Here is a 20,530-nt window from a genome sequence, read left to right on the forward strand (position 1 = left end):
GGATTTTCCGGCCAGGGGCGTCGCGTTTAACAAATACGCCGCCGAAAATCCTCGACGGCCGCGTACCCGAAATCCTAGCACCGGACGGCTCCCCGGCGTCGGAACGGTAGGCTGGGCAGGTGCCTATAACTAACGAACGCATCGTCTGGATCGACTGCGAAATGACCGGCCTGGACACCGAGCACGACGCCCTCATCGAGGTGGCCGCACTGGTGACCGATTCGGAGCTCAACATCCTGGGTGACGGCGTCGACGTCGTCATCAAGCCCGACGACGCCGCGCTTGCCCAGATGAACGACTTTGTCCGCGACATGCACACCCGGTCCGGCCTCCTGGCCGAACTCCCGCAGGGCAAGACCATGGCCGAAGCCCAGGCCGCCGTGCTCGAGTACATCCGCAAATGGGTGCCGGACCCCAAAAAGGCCCCGCTCGGCGGCAACTCCGTGGGCACGGACCGCGTGTTCCTGGTCCGGGACATGCCCGAGGTTGTGGAGCACCTGCACTACCGGGTGATCGACGTCAGCACCATCAAGGAACTCTCCCGCCGCTGGTTTGCCCGCGCCTACTTCCAGTCCCCCGCCAAGATGGGCGGCCACCGGGCACTGGGCGACATCAAGGACTCAATCGACGAACTCCGGTACTACCGCGAGGCGGTGTTCGTCCCCGCCCCGGGTCCGGACAGCGCCACGGCGCAGCAGATCGCCAAGCGCGTCATGGGCGCCGACACCGCCGGGCCGTCCGCCGCGGAGTGACCGCACCGGGGCGGGCGGATGTAATCTGCACCACGTTTCGCGGAAATTTTGGCGAATTTCGCAAAAGTGGCAAAAGCAACCCCGAACAACAGGTAAGCTATTTGTCGTTGCCTTTCCAGCCCGCCGGTTCGCCGGGGGCCTGATAGGACGCATGGTGGGCGTAGCTCAGTTGGCAGAGCGCCTGGTTGTGGTCCAGGAGGTCGCGGGTTCAACCCCCGTCGCTCACCCTCATGAAGGACGGCAGTGATTGTCCGACCTTTTCCAAAGGCCGCACCGGTTATCCGGTGCGGCCTTTGGTGTCTGTGCAGGTTGTCGCTGCGCAGGCTTTGGCTGTACCGAGTTGTTGGCCCTCACGCGCCGTCGTCCCAGGACTTGTCATTGGAAGGAACCGCAATGCAGCGCAAGCTCTTTGAAGAAGACCACGAGATGTTCCGGGAGATGGCCGCCGAGTTCAACGCCCGCGCCGTGGCTCCCCACTACGCCCAGTGGGACAAGGACCACATGATGTCCCGGGACCTGTGGACGGCAGCCGGCGAGCAGGGCCTGCTGGGCCTGGCCGTGCCGGAAGAGTTCGGCGGCATGGGCATGACCGACTACCGCTTCCGCGCGGTGCTCGACGAGGAATTCGCCAAGAGCAACCACCTGGCCGCGGGCCTGGCGTTCCACCTCCATGACGACCTCGTCCTCCCCCACCTGCTGGCCTACGGCTCCGATGACCTCAAGGCCCGCTGGCTTCCGGCCATGGTCTCCGGCGAAACCGTCACCTCGATCGCGTGGACCGAACCGGGCGCCGGCTCGGACCTGCGCGGCATCCGCACCAAAGCCGTGCGCGACGGCGACGACTGGCTGATCAGCGGCCAGAAGACGTTCATCGGCAACGGCATCTCCGGCGACGCCTCCCTGGTCCTGGCCCGCACCGACGGCGGCAGCGGACGCGGAAACCAGGACTCCTTCTCGCTGTTCATGGTCCGCAAGGGCGAGGGCTACACCGCGGGCAACCAGCTGGACAAGATGGGCCTCAAGGCCTCGGACACCGCCGAGCTGTTCTTCGACAACGTCCGTGTCCCGCACGCGGACCTGGTGGGCGAGGAAGGCAAGGGCCTGCAGTACGCAGCCGAGCAGCTCCCCCAGGGCCGCCTGGCGATCGCCGTGGCGAGCTCCGCCGTCGTGCGTTCTGTTTACGAGGCGACCGTCCGTTACACGAAGGACCGCAACGCGTTCGGCGAGCGGATCATCGACTTCCAGAACAGCCGCTTCGAACTCGCCGACATCCTCACCGAGGTCGAGGTCACCGAAACGTATGTTGACCAGGCCATCCTGGCCTTCAACGCCGGTGAACTCGACGCCGCCGCCGCGGCCCGCGCCAAGCTGTGGGCCTCCGAGCGGGCCAAGTCCGTCACCGACCGCTGCCTGCAGCTGCACGGCGGCTACGGCTACATCCTGGAATACCCGGTGGCGCAGGCCTACCTGGCTGCCCGGCTGCTGACCATCTTCGGCGGCACCAACGAAATCATGCGCGACGTCGTGGGCCGCACGATCGCCGGCTGACCGCCCCTCTCTCCCAGCATTAGAGGAACCTTACTGACATGACTGTCCTGCCCATCACGATCTGGGGCGAGCCCGTGCTGCACCGCCGGGCCGCGGAAGTCGAAGTTTTCGACGACGAACTCCGCACCCTGATCGCCGACATGTTCGAGACCAACGACGCCGCCAACGGCGTCGGCCTGGCCGCCCCCCAGGTGGGGGTCGGCAAGCGGATTTTCGTGTACAAGTACGCCAACGACGACGGCGCCCCGCCCACCGGCGTCGTGGTCAACCCGGTGCTGACGCTCTCCAAAGTCTCCGGGGCCCTGCCGGACCCCGACGAGGAAGAGGAAGGCTGTCTGTCCTTCCCCGGCGGCCAGTACCCGCTCAAGCGGGCCGAATGGGCCCGGGTCCGGGGCTTCGACGGTGACGGCAACCCGGTGGAGTTCGAGGCGACCGGGTGGTTTGCCCGCGTCATCCAGCACGAGTACGACCACCTCGACGGCAAGCTGTACGTCAACCGGCTGATCGACCGCTATTCCCGCAAGGCCATGAAACAGGCCAAGAAGAACGGCTGGGGTGTCCCCGGCCTGACCTGGTTGCCTGGCGTGGACCCGGACCCGTTCGGCCACTGACTTCAGGGTTCAGGCAGTGCGGTCCACCGCGGCCAGAATGGCGGCGCCGAGTTCGGCCGGCCGGGTGAACTGCGGCCAGTGCCCGGTGGGCAGGTCCACGTAGTCGACGTCGCGGATCCGGCCGAGCTCCGCCACAAACGGGTGGCCTTCGGCGATCATCCGGGTCAGCATCGACGTCGGGAACTCGCAGGCGATGACCGTGGCCGGGACGTCGAAGCGGCGTTCATCGCGGAGCTGCTGCCGGTCCTGGGCCACGGCGCGCGGCTGCGGTATCGCGCGGTCTCGGAACATGGCGCGCAGCTCGTCGGTGAGGTCGGTCAGGTCCGCGTCCTCGAACAGTTCCCAGGGCGGCAGCGGGATGTCGTCGCCGTCGGCCGGGAGCTCGTCGTTGATCACGCCGCCGTCGCCGAGCGGGCCGCTGTCCACGTAGACGGCCCGGGCGACCCGGTCGGGGCGCGCGTCCGCGGCGCCGTGGATGATCGCGCCGCCGCCGGAGTGCCCGACCAGCACCACCGGCGCTTCGAGGGAGTCGATCTTGGCCACGACGGCGTCAATGTGCGTCTGCAGCCCGATGCCCGACCGCGGTGCGTCCACCGATTCCAGGCCGGGCAGCGTCAGCGGGTGCACCGTGTGCCCCGCCGCCACCAGTGGCGGCGTCACCTCCGCCCACGACGACGCATCCAGCCAGAATCCGGGAACCAGAATGATATCCATGCCGGTACCCTACCCGCCCCGGCCGCCCGCCGGCATCCGGTCGGCCGGAGTGTCCGGTCAGTCGTCCGGGGGCACTCCCAGGCTGGCCGCGTGGTCCGGAACGTAGCGGAAGAGTTCCCGCGGCGGCCGGGTGTAGTTGACGGCGCGGGGCCGTTCCGGCAGCGTGACAGGGTCCGTACGCACTTCGGTGTAGTCGATGCTGGAGAGCAGATGGGCGATCAGGTTGATCCGGGCCCGCCGCTTGTCCTCGGCTTCCACCACGAACCACGGTGACTCCGCGGTATCGGTCTGCACGAACATTTCGTCCTTGGCCCGGGAATAGTCCTCCCACCGCAGGATCGCTTCCCGGTCCATGGGCGAGAGCTTCCACTGCCGCATCGGATCATCCAGCCGGGACCTGAACCGCCGCTCCTGCTCGGCATGGCTGATCGAAAACCAGTACTTGAACATCAGGATGCCGTCCTGGATCAGCAGGCGCTCAAAGACCGGGCACTGCGCCAGGAACCGTTTGTGTTCCGCGGGGGTGCAGAAGCCCATCACGTGTTCGACGCCGGCCCGGTTGTACCAGGAACGGTCCATGAGGACGATCTCCCCGGCCGCGGGCAGGTGCTGAATGTAGCGCTGGAAATACCATTCGCCGCGCTGCCTCTCGGTGGGGGCCGGGAGGGCGACGATCCGGGCGAAGCGGGGATTCAGGTACTCGGTCACCCGTTTGATGGCGCTCCCTTTTCCGGCGGCGTCCCGGCCCTCGAAGATCACCAGCACCCGGGCGCCGGTACTGCGGACCCATTCCTGCAGGGCCACGAGTTCGGCCTGGAGGCGCAGGAGTTCAGACTCGTAGAGCCCGGCGTCGAGCCGCGCCCTTTTGCGCCCCGAGCCGCCGGGCCCCTTCTTGTGGCCGGCCTTGTGAGCGTCGCGTCCCTTGCCCGGGCTGCCGTCGTCATGCACCATGTTCCCTGTTCCCGTGCCCCTCCGTGGCGGGTTACCCTGCCGCGCTCATTGTCCGCCGGGCGGCGGAACGGCTACAAGGGCCATCCAGCCCGGGAATCATGCCGGGCGGAACTCCTATGCTGGGGCCATGGGATCCCCCGCACCAACGGCGATGCTGCCAATCCTCACGCTCACCGTAAACCCTGCCCTGGACGTCAGCACGGTCACCGCCGAAGTCATCGGCGAACACAAGCTCCGGTGCCATGCCGGCCGTTTGGACCCGGGTGGCGGCGGTGTCAACGTGTCCCGCGTGGTGCACCGGCTCGGAGGGCAGACGATCGCCGCCTACACCGCCGGCGGCCCCACCGGCGAAGCATACCGGCGGCTGGTCGAAGCCGAACGCATCCCCACGCTGGTGGTGCCGATCAGCGGGAGCACGCGCCAGAACTTCACGGTCGATGAGACGGGCACCGGCAAGCAGTTCCGTTTTGTTCTTGAGGGTCCCGAACTCAGCGAGCCGGAGTGGCGCGGGTGCCTGGCAGCAGTCGCGGAATCCGCACCCGCCGGCGGCTACGTGGTGGCGAGCGGGAGCCTGCCCAAGGGCGTCCCGGACGACTTCTATGCACGCGTCGCCCGCCTCGCGAACGAGCGCGGGGCGCGCTGCGTCGTTGACGCCTCCGGCGCGTCTCTTACCGCGGCGCTGGCCGAAGGTGTTTTCCTGGTCAAACCAAGCCGCCGGGAACTCGGCGCGCACTTCGGCACCAATCTGGACAGCGAGGAGAGCCAGGTAGAGGCCGCACGCTCGCTCGTGGCGGACGGGGCCGCGCAGCACGTCGCCCTGACCCTCGGCGGCGAAGGGGCGGTGCTCGCGTCCGGGTCCGGCGTCCTCCGGCTGGCGGTGCCGCAGGTGCAGGTCCGCAGCACAGTCGGAGCCGGCGACAGCTTTCTGGCTGCCTTCGTGCTCCGGATGGCCCAGGGCCGCAGCCTCGAGGACGCGTTTCGCGCCGCGGTCGCCGCCGGAACCGCCACGGTGACGACGACGGCCACGGAGTTGTGCGGCCGGGCCGACGTCGAACGTCTTGAGTCAGAACTCGCCGCCCAGCCCTGCTCGCCGTAGCGGCCGTAAGCCGCAGCGGCCACAGGCGGTGCAGCCGGCTACCGGGCCACGATGGTCTGTTGCCCCGGGCAGGACGCGAGGATCCGTTTCATCGCCTCCTTCTCGGCGGCCGCGACCCACAGCCGGTAGGCGGCCTTGACCGAAATCTGGCGCGCGACGTAGTGGCAGCGGAAGGCCTTGTTCGGCGGCAGCCAGGTGGCGGCGTCGCCAGCGCCCTTGTCCTGGTTGGCGGCACCGTCCACCGCAATGAGGTTGAGGGGATCGTTGGCGAGGTGTTCGCGCTGTTGGGCGGTCAGCCGCTGGGCGCCCTTCTGCCAGGCGTCGCCGAGCGCCACGACGTGGTCGATCTGCACGGCCGTGCTGGTTTCGGGGCCCCGCCGGAACGTGACCCCGTGGCCGGTGTACGGTTCCCGGAAGGTTCCGCCGGCCACCTGGCACGGCGCCCCGTCCACGAAAGTTGCGGCCTCCAGGTCCCGGCGGAGGATGTCGTTGCGGGTGTCGCAGCCGTTGCCGTCGACGTCGAGCCAGGCCTGGCCGAACGCGCTGCGGTCATAGTTGTCCTTGGCCGCCCTGCCTCTCACCGCGAGCGTGTCGAGCACGGCCGCGGCGCTTGCATGCGGGACGGCCTGGACCGCATCCACCGGGTTCATCCATCCGCGGGCCAGCACCGGGGCTTCGCTGGGCCCAGGGATTTGGGGCTCCGCGACGGAGAACTGCCCGGCCGTGAAGAACCAGGTGAGGAAGCCGAGACCGGCCAGGCAGGCCGCGGCCAGAAGGAGCCAGGCCTGCCGGGAGCGGCGCCGGGCACGCCGGAAGTCCGTCCAGGTGACGGTCATGGGAGCGGCCTGCGGGGGTGAGGTTGCTGCACGCCCTGAGCCTACGCCGGCGCGGCGGCGTCCCGGGGTTTGTCCACAGTGTTGGGGACTGGTGGCGGTGCGCCGTGATCTACTGGTCCCGGGTGACCCGTCTGAGGTCTTCGTTGGCCAGGTCCAGCAGCTCCTGGAGCTGGCTCACCCGGTCGTCGTTGACGTCGCCGGCGTGGCGTTTGGCGACGGCGTCGTCCAGGAGCCGTTTGGCTTCCTTGGCGTTGCTGCGTGCCACGTCCAGCGCGTGTTCGAGGGTGGTCTCGTGTTCATCAAGAGCCGGGTTCTGTTCCATGGCTCCATTGTGGTTCCCTTTCCCGGCCGATTCCAGTGCATCGGCCGGGAAAGAGCGAACGCGCCTTAGACCTGGGCCGGCAGGCCCGCGGCCTCCAGGACGGCGGCCGCGTCTTTGGCAGGGAACGACGGCGGGTTGACGCCGGCCATTTCCTCCATGACGCGGACCACCTGGCAGCTGTAGCCGAATTCGTTGTCGTACCAGACGTAGACCACAAGGTTCTTGTCGTTGGAGATCGTGGCCAGGCCGTCAACGATGCCTGCGCGGCGGGAGCCGACGAAGTCGGTGGAGACAACCTCGGGCGAATCGATGTAGTCGATCTGCTTGCGGAAGTCGGAGTGCAGCGACAGTTCCCGCAGATAGTCGTTGACTTCGTCCTTGGTGGTGCCGTTCTCCAGGTTCAGGTTCAGGATGGCCAGCGACACGTCCGGGGTGGGAACGCGGATGGAGCTGCCGGTGAGCTTGCCGAGCAGTTCGGGCAGCGCCTTGGCCACGGCCTTCGCGGCACCGGTCTCGGTGATCACCATGTTCAGGGCGGCGGAGCGGCCGCGGCGGTCACCCTTGTGGAAGTTGTCGATCAGGTTCTGGTCGTTGGTGAAGGAGTGGACCGTCTCCACGTGGCCGTGCACCACGCCGTAGCGGTCGTTGAGGGCCTTCAGGACCGGGGTGATCGCGTTGGTGGTGCAGGAGGCGGCGGAAACGATCGTGTCGGAGTCCGTGATGTCGCGGTGGTTGATGCCGTGCACGATGTTCTTCAGCTCGCCCTTGCCCGGGGCGGTCAGCAGCACACGGGCCACGCCGGTGCTCCGCAGGTGCTGGGACAGGCCCTCGGCGTCACGCCAGCGTCCGGTGTTGTCCACCACCAGGGCGTCGTGGATGCCGTACGCGGTGTAGTCGATGGTGGCGGGGTTATCCGAGTAGATGACCTGGATCTGCACGCCGTTGGCGGTGATGGTGTTGGCATCCTCGTCGATCCGGATGGTGCCTTCGAACGAACCGTGCACGGAGTCGCGGCGCAGCAGGCTGGCACGCTTGGAGAGGTCGTTGTCCGACCCGCGGCGCACCACGATGGCGCGCAGGCGCAGGCCGTGGCCGCCGCCGGCCTTTTCGATCAGGAGGCGGGCCAGGAGCCGGCCGATGCGGCCGAAGCCGTAGAGGACGACGTCGGTGCTGGTCCGGTCATCGCCGCCGCGCTTGCCGACGACCTCGGCGAGTTCCTCGCGCAGGAATTCATCCAGGCTGACGCCCTCGCCCTCGGCGCGGTACTTCTCAGTCAGCCGGGCAATGTCGATGGCTGCAGCGCCGAGCTCCAGCTTGGTCAGCGCCTCCAGCAGCGGAGCCGTTTCCTCGAGGCGCAGCTCCTCCTTGCTCATCCGGCGGGCAAAGCGGTGGGCCTTGAGGATGTTCATGGTGGACTTGTTGATCAGGCTCCGGCCGTGGATGGAGGTCACCACGTTGTTTTCCCGGTACAGCCGGCCGATCAGGGGGATCATCGCCTCGGCGAGCGCCTCGCGGCCCATCCACGTATCAAGACAAGAATCTGACGTCTGGCTCACAGAACTACCTTCCTAGAATCCACCCCCTACGTCCTCGTAGGGGGAAGTCGGCCGCCGGAGGGTGTCCGGTACCTGGGCGTCACCGGGGATTCGGTCCACCCCGGGCGCCTGCCTGAGCGCAAAGAAAAGCCGCCGGCTGCGAACGCAGACCCGGCGGCGGAACTTCTACGTTCACCGTCAATTCTACGGGCGGACCGGCAGCCTCCGGCGCCCGGAGGGCGTGAAATGACTCACACGCCGTCGGGGGCCAGGGAGGAACCGGCTAAGCCGCTCAGTCCGGGCGCCAGCTTGCCGGCGTCTTCCAGGATCATGTCCACGGCTTTTTCCGCGATCATGATGGTGGGCGCCTGGGTGTTGGCGCTGATCAGGCGGGGCATGATCGAGGAGTCGACCACCCGCAGGCCCTCCAGCCCATGAACCTTCAACCGCGGTGAGACGACGGAATCGTCCGTGGTGCCCATGGCGCAGGTGCCGACCGGGTGGTACGAGGTCCGGCCGTAGGAGCGCACAAAGTTCACGTACTCGTCGCGGGTTGCCACCCGCGAGCCGTCGCCGATGTGCTCCCTCTTGGTGAACGCTGCCATCGCTGGCTGCTCCATGATCTGACGGCTCTGCTGCACGCCGGCGATCGTCATCTCGAGGTCATAATCGTCGGCGAGGAAATTCGGGTCGATGAGCGGGATCTGCTCGGGGTCCGCCGAGGCGGCCCGCACCGTCCCCCGGCTTCGCGGGCGCAGGAAGTAGGAGTTCAGCGTCATCCCGAAGCCGGGCTGCAGCGACGTGATGCCCGGCTCCGACCGTGCGGCGGGCAGGAAGTGGAACTGCAGGTCCGGCGTCGCCTCGTCCTTGTTGGCGTAACTGAAACCGCCGGCCTCGACAAGGTTGGACGCGAACGGTCCCGAGCGGAAGGCCACATACTCGAGCCCGGCCATGACGGTCGCCGGGCGCACGCGGTTGAACCGGTCCAGGCTGTGGTCGTCAGTGAGTTCGTAGATGATGTCCAGATCCAGGTGGTCCTGGAGGTTCTTCCCCACACCCGGCAGCGCATGGATGACGTCGATGCCGGCGGCCGCGAGGTCCGCGGGGTCGCCAATGCCGGAGAGCTGTAGCAGCTTCGGGGATCCAAAGGCGCCGCTGGCGACGATGACCTCCCGGCGTGCGCTGTAGGTGCGCGCCACGCCGTCTTCGATCGCCTGGACGCCCACGGCGCGGCCGTTCTTGATCACCACCTTGGCTACGGTGACGTTCACACGCACCGTCAGATTGCGCCGCTTGCGCGCGGGCTTCAGGTAGGCGACGGCTGCGCTGCACCGGCGGCCGTTCTTCGTGGTGGTCTGGTAGAAGCCGACGCCGTGCTGCTCGGCGCCGTTGAAGTCGTTGTTGTAGGGCAGCCCGAACTCCTGGCCGGCCTGCACGAACGCGGCCGAGAGCGTGTGCGGACGGCGGAGGTCCGAGACGCCGAGCGGACCCTGGGTTCCGTGACGGGGTCCGGAGAGTCTTGAATTGCACTCCGAGCGGACGAAATACTTGGCCACCTCAGCGGCGGACCAGCCCTCGCACCCGTAGTCCGCGACCCACCCGTCGTAGTCCGCGTCCACGCCCCGCGTGAAGACCTGGGAGTTGATGGAGCCGCCGCCGCCGAGCCCGCGGCCCTGCGGTAGCGGGATGCTGCGGCCGTTGCTGTGCCTTTGCGGAACGCTGCTGTACGCCCATTGATAAGGGCCTCCCTTTAATCTCGGGAAGCCCGCTGGCATGTGGATGAACGGGTGGCGATCGGATCTTCCTGCCTCAAGCAGGAGCACGCGCACCGAAGGGTCCTCGGTAAGTCTGCCGGCCAGGACGCTGCCGCCTGTGCCACCCCCGGCGATCACATAGTCGTATGCTGCATCGTCCGGCACCATGACTCCTCAACCATCGCTCAATGCACCGTTACCTGAAGCGTTCATTGAAGTGTGAGTTTTCGCCCGGGTGAAGTCAACCATGCCCCAAGGTTTTCCCAAGGTCCCGTACAGCCCGGCGGCCAAGTGTGTGGATGGGTTGACCGATACGCCGGGTTCTGTGCTCCCGCGCTGTTGCCGGCGCGGGAGTAGCGGCCATCCATCTACGAACGCCGTTGCCGGCGCCCTCCAGCGGCCTACCCGGGCACTCGGGCGAGCAGCCCTCAAACGTGCCCTGTCTGGCCTTGCTCCGGGTGGGGTTTACCTAGCCTTCCCGGTCACCCGGGAAGCTGGTGGTCTCTTACACCACCGTTTCACCCTTACCTGCCCTGCGGCCTGTGCAGGCACACGCCGCACGCAGGCGGTCTGTTCTCTGTGGCACTGGCCTGCGGGTTACCCCGAGTGGGCGTTACCCACCACCCTGCTCTGCGGAGCCCGGACGTTCCTCGAGCCACTTGCGTGACGCGCGGCCGCCTGGTCAACCCATCCGCTGTTCATTCTACGTCCCTCCCGGCCGCCCCGCCCCACCGGGGCCTTTTGCCGCGCCCGGTGGCAGAATTGGAGGAGGGTTTTCTGCTAGTCAAGGAAGCGATCCCGATGAACTGGACTGCCATCATCATCTGGCTGCTCGCAATCATCCTGGTGCTGATTGTCGCCCGGCTGTCGATCAAAATTGTCCGCCAGTACGAACAGGGCGTGCTCTTCCGGCTGGGGCGCGTGGTGGCAGTGCGGATGCCAGGCCTGCGGTTCATCATTCCGGTGGTGGACCGGCTCCAGCTGGTCAGTCTGCGGATCGTGACGATGCCGATCCAGTCGCAGGGCATCATTACCCAGGACAACGTCAGCGTCGACATTTCGGCCGTGGCCTACTACCGGGTGATCGACGCCGTGAAGTCGGTGGTGGCGATCGAGGACGTGGCGGCAGCCATCAACCAGATTGCCCAGACCACCTTGCGGAAGGTGGTCGGCCGGCACAGCCTGGACCAGACTCTGTCCGAGACCGAACGCATCAATGGCGACATCCGGGAAATCCTGGATGCCCTGACCCTGGAGTGGGGTGTCGAGGTGACCCTGGTCGAGCTCAAGGACATCCAGCTCCCGGACAGCATGAAGCGGGCCATGGCCCGGCAGGCCGAGGCCGAGCGGGAGAAGCGGGCCAAGATCATCTCCGCCGAGGGAGAGTCCATCGCGGCCGTGGCCCTCGGCCAGGCATCCGACACCATGATGGCGCACCCTGTGGCCCTGCAGCTGCGGAATCTGCAGTCACTGGTCGAGATCGGGGTCGACAAGAATTCGACGGTCGTCTTCCCGGCTCCCCTGATGAGCACCATCGCCGAACTCGGCGCCTTCCTGGCCCGCGAGAACCAGGCGGCCAGCTCAGGCGCGCCGGCAGCGGAGCCGGCTGCGTCGCAGACCGCCGCCCTGTCAACCCCGCTGGCAACGCCGCAGGCCGCGGCACCGGCAGAGCCCCCGACGGTGACACCGGATGTGACACCGGATCCTCCGGCCAGGGCCGCCTGACCCAGCAGCGGGGCCCGACCGGGCTCCGGCGGGCGCCGGTAAGATCGTACGGTGCTAATTCTGCTGCCGCCCTCCGAGGGCAAGACTCCCGCGACCGGCGGGGACGCCGCCGACTGGACGGCCCTGAGCTTTCCCGCCCTCAACAGCGCCCGGGCCAAGGTCCTTGACGCGCTGGGCACCGTCAGCGCCCACGAGGATGCCCTGGCGCTACTGCGCGTCGGCGCATCGTTGAGCGCCGACGTCGAACGCAACACGCGCCTGCACGCCGAACCTGCCGCCCCGGCCCATCAGGTGTATTCCGGGGTGCTCTATGACGCCCTCGGCTACAGCACCCTGACGGCCGCGCAGCGGAAGAAGGCCGACGAGTCGGTCCTGGTGATTTCCGCGCTGTGGGGTGCCATCGGCTTCGCGGACCGGGTGCCGGCCTACCGGCTGTCGATGGGGACCGCACTGCCCGACGTCGGACGGCTTGCCTCGTTCTGGAAGCCCCTGCTCGACGATGCGCTGGCGGCGGCCACGGAAGGCCACCTGCTGGTGGACTGCCGGTCCAGCACCTACGCCGCGGCCTGGGCTCCCCCGGCGGAGCGGACCGTGGCCGTGAACGTCTTCACCGAGGCCGGCGGGGTGCGGAAGGTGGTCAGCCACTTTGCCAAGCACACCCGGGGCGAGCTGGCGCGGCATCTGCTCAGCCGCAGGGGCAAGGCGCCGCAGACTCCCGCGCAACTGAGACAAGCCGCAGCCGAAAAGTGGGCGGCAGAACTCGTTGAGGGCACGGCCCGCAAGCCGCACACCTTGAACATCATCCTGCCCAGCTAGCCAGCAGCACGGTGGCTAGGCCCACTCGGCGGAGCGGACCAGGATGCAGCCGGAGTCCGGGCAGAAGACGATGTCGTCCTCCGCGGCGGCCTTGATCTCGGCGAGGTCGCCCGGGCTGAGCTGCATCCCGGACCCTTCAGAGGTGCCGTGGAAGAGCCGCGCCGCGCCGACGCCGCGTTTGGCCAGGGTCTTCTCGTAGACGGCGAGCATTCCCGCGTCCAGTCCGCCGGCGAACTCGGCCCGCTGGCCGCGCACCACGGTGGCTTCCGCGGCGATCTCGGCCAGCTGTGCGTCCAGTTCGGCGCGGATCGCGCCGAAGGAGCCCTGGATGTCATCGACGATCTTCTGCTGCGCGGCCTGGCGGGCGCGCAGCGAGTCCAGCCGTTCCAGGACTTCGAGTTCGACGTCCTCGAGGTCCGAGCGGCGTTTGTTGAGGGAGACGAGGTCCCGCTGCAGGGCGACGAGGTCCTTGGACAGGCCGGTGCCACTGTTGAGTTTGGCTTCGTCGCGCTCGATCCGTGACGCCACCTGCTCGACGTCCGCCTCGGCACGCTTGAGTTCGAGTTCGGCGTCATGGACGGCCATCCTGGCGGCGCCGAGTTCACCGTTGGCGACGCCGAGGGCCGCTTCCAGGTCAGTGATCCGGGAGTCGGCCTCCAGGCTTCGGCGGCGGTTGGAGAGGGATTTGAGCTTGGCGTCCAGTGCCTGCAATTCGAGCAACTTCAACTGTTCCGCCGGTGCTGCCTTCGCCACTATTACCTCCGCTTGTTCCCTTCCGGCCGGAGCCGGGCACCGTGCCGGCGCTTCCTAGACTCTAGTCCCCGCCCGGAGTCAGAATGAAGTCCCACGGGTCGCTGTTGGTGGTGCTGACCCGGATTTCGACGTCGTGGCCCTGGTCGGTGAGCACGTTGCCGAGGGCTTCGGCGGCTGCGGGCAGCCACAGCCACTCGCTGGCGAAGTGCGAGACGTCGATCAGGTACGGCCGGTCGTTGACCGCCGCTTCCCGCGCTTCCGACGCCGGGTGGTGGCGCAGGTCCGCCGTCAGGTAGACGTCGGCGTTGCTGGCCCGCACCTCGCCGAAGAGGGAGTCGCCGGCGCCGCCGCAGACGGCCACCCGCCGGACCAGCCCGGCCCGGTCACCGGATACCCGCACACCGCCGGCGACCGAGGGCAGGATGCCGAATACGCGGGCCGCGAAGTCGCCCAGGGTCAGGACCTCCTCGAGGTCGCCGACCCGGCCGATGCCTTCCTCGGGGAGCCCGTTTGCGGCGGGGGTCAGCGGGGTCACGTTCTGCAGGCCCAGGGCGTCCGCCAGCACGTCCGAGACGCCGCCGACGGCGGAATCCCCGTTGGTGTGCACGGTCATCAGTGCGGTGCCGGATTCGATGAGGCGGTGGACGGCCTTGCCCTTGGCCGTGTTGGCGGCGACGGAGGTGACACCCTTGAGCAGCAGCGGGTGGTGCGTGATGAGCAGTTCGGCGCCGAAGTCGATGGCTTCCTCAATCACCTCGGCGGTCGGGTCCACGGCAAACATGATCCTGTGCACCTCGGCGTCGGTGTGCCCCGCCACCAGGCCCACCTCGTCCCAGTCCTCGGCGAGCGATTCGGGCCAGAGTTCCTCCACCGCCAGCTGGACCGTTCCCAGCGTCGCTGTGCGAAGGTCCGCGGTGCCGGAGGCGTCCCCGTTGCCGGGACCGCCGTCGGCCGCGGCAGCGGCGGCGCCGCCGGACTCAGCTGAAACATCGGTGTTCACAGGTTCCATACCCACATTCTTACCCTATCCGCCGTCGTCCCCGTCACGTGTAAGAGTCTCGTAAGGTGGCTTGGGGAATCATCGGCGGCGTCGAACCATTGAACAGATCATGAGAACTTTTGTCCTCGGCGGAGGCTGCTTCTGGTGCCTCGACGCCGTCTACCAGAAAACCAAGGGTGTCAGCGCGGTGGTGTCCGGCTACACCGGAGGCCATGACCGCAACCCCGACTATTACTCGGTGTGCTCCGGAACCACCGGCCACGCCGAAGTGGTGGCGGTGACGTTCGACGAGGACGTCATTCCCGCCGACGTCATCCTGGACATGTTCCTCGCCCTCCACGACCCCACCACGCTGAACCGGCAGGGGTACGACGTCGGCACCCAGTACCGGTCCTCGATGTTCTACGAGACCACCGAGGAAAAGATCCTCTTCGAAGAGGCGATCGAACGGAACCAGGCCCTGTGGCGGCACCCGATCGTGACCGAGGTCAGCCGGCTGCCGAAGTTCCACGTGGCCGAGGATTTCCACCAGAACTACTTCGCGAAATACCCCGAACAGGGGTACTGCCAGGTGATCATCAACCCGAAGCTGGCCAAGGCGAGGAAATATTACTCTGCGTGGCTTAATGCTTAGCTAGGGTCTGCACGCGCTCGTTAGGCTGACCTCAGTTATCCCTCTTCAAAGACAGGCATACATACATGGCACCGATCTATGACGATGTAACCCAGTTGGTCGGCGGGACCCCGCTGGTCCGGCTCAACCGGCTGACCGAAGGCCTTGACGCCACCGTGGCCGTCAAGCTGGAGTTCTACAACCCGGCCAACAGCGTCAAGGACCGGATCGGCGTCGCCATCATCGACGCTGCCGAAAAGTCCGGAGCCCTCAAGCCCGGCGGCACCATTGTCGAAGGCACCTCCGGCAACACCGGAATCGCCCTGGCGATGGTCGGCGCGGCCCGCGGCTACAAGGTCATCCTGACCATGCCGGAAACCATGTCCACCGAGCGCCGGGTCATGCTGCGCGCCTACGGCGCCGAGATCGTCCTGACGCCCGGCTCCGAAGGCATGCGCGGCGCCGTGGAGAAGGCCCAGGAAATCGTGGCCAACACGGAGAACTCCATCTGGGCCCGGCAGTTCGCCAATGAGGCCAACCCGGAGGTCCACCGCCGGACCACGGCCGAAGAAGTCTGGGCGGACACCGACGGCAAGGTGGACATCTTTGTCGCCGGCGTCGGCACCGGCGGCACCGTCACCGGCGTCGGACAGGTCCTCAAGGAGCGCAACCCGGACGTCCAGATCGTCGCGGTCGAGCCGAAGGACTCCCCCATCCTCAACGGCGGCGCCCCGGGCCCGCACAAGATCCAGGGCCTCGGCGCGAACTTCGTCCCCGACATCCTGGACACCAACGTCTACGACGAGGTCATCGACGCCACGCTGGAGGACTCCGTCCGGGTCGCACGGGATCTTGGCATCAAGGAAGGCATCCTGGGCGGCATCTCCTCCGGCGCGATCGTCTGGGCCGCCCTGGAACTCGCCAAGCGTCCGGAGAACGCCGGTAAACTCATTGTTGCAGTGGTCTGCGACTTCGGTGAGCGCTACATCTCCACCGTGCTGTACGACGACATCCGCGGCTAAGTCCGGCCGCTGATCCACGATTGCCAGAAAGGTCTTTGTGAGCTTCTTCGCAAGACTGAAGGAAGACCTCGACGCCGCCCGGTCGCATGACCCGGCGGCGCGGGGTTCTTTTGAAAACTTCTTTGCCTACTCCGGCCTGCACGCCATCTGGTTCCACCGCCTGACGCACCGGCTGTGGCAGAACCCGGCCCTAAGGTTCCCGGCGCGTCTCATCTCGCAGCTGGCCCGGTTCCTCACCGGCATCGAGATCCACCCCGGCGCCACGATCGGCCGGCGGTTCTTCATCGATCACGGCATGGGCGTCGTGATCGGCGAGACCGCCGAGATCGGCGAGGACGTCATGATCTACCACGGCGTCACCCTCGGCGGCCGCTCGCTCGCGAAAATCAAACGGCACCCCACCATCGGGGACCGTGTTGTGATCGGCGCCGGCGCCAAAGTCCTGGGACCCATCACCATCGGCCGCGACAGCGCGATTGGCGCCAACGCCGTGGTGGTCAAGGACGCTCCGGCCGAGTCGATCGTCACCGGCGTCCCGGCCACCTGGCGGCACCGCGACGCGCAGCGCGAGACCAAACCCGCCGTCGACCCGGCCGAATACCTGATCGACTACCATATCTAGGTTTCCGGCCGGCTGAACGCTGCCGGCCGTCCGGCTAGCCCGGGAACCGCTTGTAGAGGTTAATGATCCTGCCGGCAAGGGCAGCCCGCATGGCGGGGGTCCTGAACTGCGTCGTGCGCGGCCGGAAACACGAACGGCCGGCGCCTGTCCAGAGTAACTGGAAAGGGCCGGCCGTCCGGTCTGAAACGGTGCGGGCTAGTGGGTGTCGACTGCCGCGATCTCGGACTTGTCCTCGCCCCAGAGGGTGTGGAACGTGCCTTCGGCGTCAACGCGGCCGTAGGTGTGCGCGCCGAAGAGGTCGCGCTGGCCCTGGATCAGGGCAGCGGCGACACGCTCGCGGCGCAGGCCGTCGTAGTAGGCCAGCGAGGAAGAGAACACCGGCACCGGGATGCCGAGCTGGACAGCCGTCGCGACGACGCGGCGCCAGGCCGGAAGTGCCTCGCCGATCGCCTTGGTGAAGGCCGGGGCAAACAGCAGGTTGGCCGGCTTCTCGTCGGCGGCGTACGCCTTGGTGATGTCCTTGAGCAGTTCGGCCCGGATGATGCAGCCGGCACGCCAGAGGGAGGCGATCTCGTCCAGCTTCAGGTCCCAGCCGTATTCCTTGGCCGCGGAAGTGAGCATGTCCAGCCCCTGGGCGTAGGAGACCAGCTTGGAGGCGTAGAGGGCCTGGCGGACGTCCTCGACGAAGCTGTCCGGGACCTCGACGGCGATTTCCTCGCCGGCCAGCAGTTCCTGGCCGAGCTTGCGCTGGGCGGACTGGGAGGACAGGGCGCGGGCGAACACGGATTCGGCGATGCCCGAGACCGGCGAACCGAGTTCGAGTGCGGAGATAACCGTCCAGCGGCCGGTGCCCTTCTGGCCTGCGGCGTCCACCACGACGTCGACGAACGGCTTGCCGGTCTTGGCGTCCACGTGGCCGAGGACCTCGGCGGAAATTTCAATCAGGAACGAGGACAGCTCGCCCTTGTTCCACTCTTCGAAGATCTTGGCCTGGTCGGCCGGCTCGATTCCGGCGCCGGAGCGCAGGAGGTCGAAGGCCTCGCCGATGACCTGCATGTCGGCGTATTCGATCCCGTTGTGGACCATCTTCACGAAGTGGCCGGCGCCGTCGGTGCCGATCCAGGCGCAACACGGTTCGCCGTCGACCTTCGCCGAGATCTTCTCCAGCAGCGGGCCGAGGGCCTTGTAGGACTCCTTGGAGCCACCGGGCATGATGGACGGGCCGTTCAGGGCGCCTTCTTCACCGCCGGAGACGCCGACGCCCACGAAGTGCAGGTCCTTCTTGGCCAGGGCGGCTTCGCGGCGGCGGGTGTCCTCGTAGTGCGAGTTGCCGGCGTCGATGATGATGTCGCCGGGCTCCAGCAGCGGCTCGAGCTGCTCGATCACGGAGTCCACCGGCTTGCCGGCCTTGACCATGATCAGGACGCGGCGCGGCTTCTCCAGCGAATCAACGAGCTCCTGCAGCGTCTCGGTGCGGACGAAGTCGCCCTCGTCACCGTGCTTGGCGAGCAGGGCGTCTGTCTTTTCCACGGACCGGTTGTGCAAGGCGACAGTGAAGCCGTTCCGGGCCAGGTTGCGTGCGAGGTTGGCCCCCATCACGGCAAGGCCGGTGACACCGATGTGTGCTGACATCAAAACTCCAATTCATTTGTGTACACCACGTACGTACGGCGGTCCCGATACGACGTTCGTGTAGGACTCGGGCAGGTTGTGCCGCATGGGGCGGAACCCGCTGTTGAGATTCAGTGGCTGTCTATAAACCATATGTATTCCCGTGGGTTGCGGGAAAGCCGCGCCCACGGAGCGGAACACTTGCGCGTCACAAACAGTCTATGATCCCGCGCTGCCGTGCCGCCGGTCGGCCCGGACGACGCCCGCCGCACTATGCTTACGACTATGTCAACCAGTCTCCACCATCGTGCCATTGAGCACCTCGGGACAAAGATTGTGGCCGGCGAGCTTCCGCCCGGACATGTCATGCTCGCCGAGCACCTCGAGGACGAACTCAAGGTTTCCCGCTCAGTGGTCCGGGAGGCCGTCCGGGTCCTCCAGTCCCTGGGCCTGGTCGAGACCATCAAGCGCGTCGGCATCCGGGTGCTGCCGCCCAGCCGGTGGAACCCCTTCGACCCGCTTGTGATCCGCTGGCGCCTGGCCGGTGAGGGCCGCGGCGCGCAGCTGCGGTCCCTGGCCGAGCTGCGCACCGCCGTCGAACCGGTCGCCGCGGAACTCGCGGCCGCCAACGCCCCCGAGGAACTCCGCCAGGAGCTCGTGACGGTCTCGCATGACATGCGGGACGCCGGGCGCGCCGGCGATGTCCCCCGGTTCCTGGAGCTGGACATCCTGTTCCACTCCCTGCTGCTCTCCGGCTCCGGCAACGAGATGTTCGCCAACATGGTGGGCCAGGTGACCGAAACCCTGACCGGCCGCACCGCCCACGGCCTGATGCCGGACCACCCGCGGGAGACGGCGCTGCAGTGGCACGTGGACGTCGCCGAGGCCATCGCCGCCGGGGACGCCCCCGCCGCGCGCGAGGCCTCGAACCGGATCATGCGGGAGACCATCTCGGAGATGGAGCCGAACTGGAAAAACCAGCCGCGGGTGTTCGTCCCGGTCCAGCGGTCCTAGGAGCCCCAATACTTCCAGGAACGCCGTCATGCTGACACCCCGGCCGCGGGCTGTCATCTCACTCCGGCTTGGGCCGGAAGTCGAGCAGGACTTTTCCGGAGGTGGCGGCGTCGCGGGCGGTGGCGAAGGCCGCCAGGCCGTCCTCGAGCCGGTAGGTGTGGGTGATGACGGGGTCCGCGGCGAGGGTGCCGTCGGCGAGGGCGGTGATGACGTGATCGATTTCGTCGTTGAACCGGAACGAGCCGATCAGGTCCAGTTCCCGGGTGATGGCCAGGGAGATCAGGACCGGCTGCGGGCCGGTGGGCAGCAGCCCGACCATGATGACCTTCCCGCCGCGCACCGCGCCGCGGACCGCGGAGGCCAGGCCGTGGTGGCTGCCGGAGGACTCGATCACGACGTCGGCCTCGACCGCCTCGATCGCCGCGGTGTCCGTCCCGTGCAGGAGATCGTCCGCGCCCACGGCCCGGGCGATCTCCAGCGGCTTCTCGTGCATGTCCACCGCCACGATCCGGGCCGCGCCGGCACGTTTCAGCACGGCCACGGCCAGCGCCCCGATCGGCCCGGACCCGATCACCAGCACCGTCTTCCCGGCCACGTCCCCGGCCCGGCCGACCGCGTGCCAGGCCACGGCCGTCGGCTCGGCCAGCGCCGCCCTCCGCAGCTCCAGCCCGGCGGGCAGGGCCCGGAGCATCCGGGCAGGGAGCACCGCGTACCGGCTGAACGCCCCGTCCGTGTGCGGGAACCGGGCCGCGGACCCCAGATACGTACACCCCGGGGACAGGTTCGGCCGCTCCGCCGGGAACCGCCCCGGCCCGTCCCCGGGGGTGGCCGGGTGCACCGCGACCGGCGTGCCCGCCGCGGGGCCGGTCCCGTCCGCCGCGGCCCGCACCACGGTCCCGACAATCTCATGCCCGAGCACCATCGGCGCCTTCAGCACCGACTCCCCCGCCGCCCCGTGCAGCCAGTAATGCAGGTCCGACCCGCAGATCCCGCCGAACGCGACCTCCACCACCGCCTCGTCCGGGCCCGGGACCGGCACCGGGACCTGTTCGATCCGCAGATCCCCCGCCCCATGGGCCACCACCGCCGGCCCCGCCACCGGCACCACCGCCGGAAGAATTGTTGCGCCCGTCATCAGACCACCACCGTCATGCCGCCGTCGACGAAGATCGTCTGCCCGTTGACGAAGTCCGAGCCCGCCGAGGCCAGCCACACCGCCGGCCCGGCCAGGTCCT

General features: G+C 67.9%; 20 protein-coding genes, 1 tRNA gene, 1 other RNA gene and 1 pseudogene. 11 read left to right on the forward strand and 12 right to left on the reverse strand.

Annotated features, from left to right (window positions below):
• Positions 1-119: 119 nt before the first annotated feature.
• The 4 genes from orn (at position 120) to def (ending at position 2,911) form a co-directional block, all read left to right on the forward strand.
• Positions 120-752, forward strand: coding sequence for an oligoribonuclease (orn, locus tag CFN17_RS07270; RefSeq protein ID WP_208750757.1), 633 nt, complete (start codon positions 120-122; stop codon positions 750-752).
• 154 nt (positions 753-906) lie between these two features.
• Positions 907-979: transfer RNA gene (locus CFN17_RS07275), tRNA-His, on the forward strand.
• A gap of 166 nt (positions 980-1,145) precedes the next feature.
• A complete protein-coding gene (locus CFN17_RS07280) occupies positions 1,146-2,300 on the forward strand; it encodes an acyl-CoA dehydrogenase family protein (protein ID WP_208750758.1) in 1,155 nt (384 codons plus the stop codon).
• Positions 2,301-2,338: 38 nt separating this feature from the next.
• Positions 2,339-2,911 (forward strand): peptide deformylase, encoded by a 573-nt coding sequence (gene def, locus CFN17_RS07285; RefSeq protein WP_208750759.1) that lies wholly within the window; start codon positions 2,339-2,341, stop codon positions 2,909-2,911.
• Between the two features lie 9 nt (positions 2,912-2,920).
• Here def and CFN17_RS07290 read toward each other — a convergent pair whose 3' ends face one another.
• Both CFN17_RS07290 and ppk2 read right to left on the reverse strand, forming a co-directional pair.
• A complete protein-coding gene (locus CFN17_RS07290) occupies positions 2,921-3,625 on the reverse strand; it encodes an alpha/beta fold hydrolase (protein WP_208750760.1) in 705 nt (234 codons plus the stop codon).
• Between the two features lie 57 nt (positions 3,626-3,682).
• A complete protein-coding gene (gene ppk2 / locus CFN17_RS07295) occupies positions 3,683-4,576 on the reverse strand; it encodes a polyphosphate kinase 2 (RefSeq protein WP_208750761.1) in 894 nt (297 codons plus the stop codon).
• Positions 4,577-4,703: 127 nt separating this feature from the next.
• Here ppk2 and CFN17_RS07300 point away from each other — a divergent pair, with 127 nt between their 5' ends.
• Entirely contained in the window at positions 4,704-5,672 is a 969-nt protein-coding gene (locus CFN17_RS07300; protein ID WP_222612664.1) for a 1-phosphofructokinase family hexose kinase, read from the forward strand.
• Between the two features lie 38 nt (positions 5,673-5,710).
• Here CFN17_RS07300 and CFN17_RS07305 read toward each other — a convergent pair whose 3' ends face one another.
• The 5 genes from CFN17_RS07305 to rnpB form a co-directional block, all read right to left on the reverse strand.
• On the reverse strand, positions 5,711-6,508 hold the full coding sequence (locus tag CFN17_RS07305; RefSeq protein WP_208750762.1) for an HNH endonuclease family protein: 798 nt from the start codon (positions 6,506-6,508) through the stop codon (positions 5,711-5,713).
• 109 nt (positions 6,509-6,617) lie between these two features.
• Positions 6,618-6,830 carry a hypothetical protein gene (locus CFN17_RS07310; RefSeq protein WP_208750763.1) on the reverse strand — a complete coding sequence of 71 codons (213 nt, stop codon included), beginning with the start codon at positions 6,828-6,830 and terminating at the stop codon, positions 6,618-6,620.
• 65 nt (positions 6,831-6,895) lie between these two features.
• On the reverse strand, positions 6,896-8,386 hold the full coding sequence (locus CFN17_RS07315) for a glyceraldehyde-3-phosphate dehydrogenase (RefSeq protein ID WP_208750764.1): 1,491 nt from the start codon (positions 8,384-8,386) through the stop codon (positions 6,896-6,898).
• Between the two features lie 230 nt (positions 8,387-8,616).
• The gene (locus CFN17_RS07320; RefSeq protein ID WP_208750765.1) at positions 8,617-10,287 is read right to left on the reverse strand and encodes a GMC family oxidoreductase; all 1,671 of its coding nucleotides are present in this window, start codon (positions 10,285-10,287) and stop codon (positions 8,617-8,619) included.
• A 128-nt stretch (positions 10,288-10,415) separates the two neighbouring features.
• Positions 10,416-10,809, reverse strand: an RNA gene (gene rnpB, locus CFN17_RS07325) — RNase P RNA component class A.
• Between the two features lie 111 nt (positions 10,810-10,920).
• On the opposite strand from rnpB, the gene CFN17_RS07330 reads away from it, so the two are divergent.
• Together CFN17_RS07330 and CFN17_RS07335 are read left to right on the forward strand one after the other, a co-directional pair.
• Positions 10,921-11,844: a slipin family protein gene (locus tag CFN17_RS07330; protein WP_208750766.1), complete on the forward strand. Its 924-nt coding sequence runs from the start codon at positions 10,921-10,923 to the stop codon at positions 11,842-11,844.
• 51 nt (positions 11,845-11,895) lie between these two features.
• Positions 11,896-12,660: a YaaA family protein gene (locus CFN17_RS07335; RefSeq protein ID WP_208750767.1), complete on the forward strand. Its 765-nt coding sequence runs from the start codon at positions 11,896-11,898 to the stop codon at positions 12,658-12,660.
• Positions 12,661-12,675: 15 nt separating this feature from the next.
• On the opposite strand, the gene CFN17_RS07340 is transcribed toward CFN17_RS07335, so the two are convergent.
• Positions 12,676-13,413, reverse strand: coding sequence for a zinc ribbon domain-containing protein (locus tag CFN17_RS07340; protein ID WP_208750768.1), 738 nt, complete (start codon positions 13,411-13,413; stop codon positions 12,676-12,678).
• A 61-nt stretch (positions 13,414-13,474) separates the two neighbouring features.
• Entirely contained in the window at positions 13,475-14,422 is a 948-nt protein-coding gene (locus CFN17_RS07345) for a Nif3-like dinuclear metal center hexameric protein (RefSeq protein WP_208750769.1), read from the reverse strand.
• A gap of 100 nt (positions 14,423-14,522) precedes the next feature.
• On the opposite strand from CFN17_RS07345, the gene msrA reads away from it, so the two are divergent.
• The 3 genes from msrA to epsC all read left to right on the forward strand — a co-directional run bounded on the left by msrA (position 14,523) and on the right by epsC (position 16,670).
• Positions 14,523-15,047, forward strand: coding sequence for a peptide-methionine (S)-S-oxide reductase MsrA (msrA, locus tag CFN17_RS07350; protein WP_208750770.1), 525 nt, complete (start codon positions 14,523-14,525; stop codon positions 15,045-15,047).
• Positions 15,048-15,112: 65 nt separating this feature from the next.
• Positions 15,113-16,048 (forward strand): cysteine synthase A, encoded by a 936-nt coding sequence (gene cysK, locus CFN17_RS07355; RefSeq protein WP_208750771.1) that lies wholly within the window; start codon positions 15,113-15,115, stop codon positions 16,046-16,048.
• 37 nt (positions 16,049-16,085) lie between these two features.
• Positions 16,086-16,670, forward strand: coding sequence for a serine O-acetyltransferase EpsC (gene epsC, locus CFN17_RS07360; protein WP_208750772.1), 585 nt, complete (start codon positions 16,086-16,088; stop codon positions 16,668-16,670).
• Positions 16,671-16,865: 195 nt separating this feature from the next.
• Here the strand turns inward: epsC and gndA are convergent, their stop codons facing one another.
• Complete coding sequence (gndA, locus tag CFN17_RS07365; protein WP_208750773.1) at positions 16,866-18,302, reverse strand: NADP-dependent phosphogluconate dehydrogenase; 1,437 nt, start codon at positions 18,300-18,302, stop codon at positions 16,866-16,868.
• A 264-nt stretch (positions 18,303-18,566) separates the two neighbouring features.
• Here gndA and CFN17_RS07370 point away from each other — a divergent pair, with 264 nt between their 5' ends.
• Entirely contained in the window at positions 18,567-19,295 is a 729-nt protein-coding gene (locus CFN17_RS07370) for a FadR/GntR family transcriptional regulator (protein ID WP_208750774.1), read from the forward strand.
• Positions 19,296-19,353: 58 nt separating this feature from the next.
• Here CFN17_RS07370 and CFN17_RS07375 read toward each other — a convergent pair whose 3' ends face one another.
• Both CFN17_RS07375 and CFN17_RS19910 read right to left on the reverse strand, forming a co-directional pair.
• A complete protein-coding gene (locus CFN17_RS07375; RefSeq protein ID WP_208750775.1) occupies positions 19,354-20,430 on the reverse strand; it encodes an L-idonate 5-dehydrogenase in 1,077 nt (358 codons plus the stop codon).
• A pseudogene (locus tag CFN17_RS19910) lies at positions 20,430-20,530 on the reverse strand (gluconate 5-dehydrogenase); the annotation flags it as partial. The gene CFN17_RS07375 and the pseudogene CFN17_RS19910, both read right to left, overlap by 1 nt.

Origin of the sequence: Arthrobacter sp. PM3 (assembly GCF_003352915.1) — a bacterium.
In the GTDB taxonomy this organism is placed as follows: domain Bacteria; phylum Actinomycetota; class Actinomycetes; order Actinomycetales; family Micrococcaceae; genus Arthrobacter.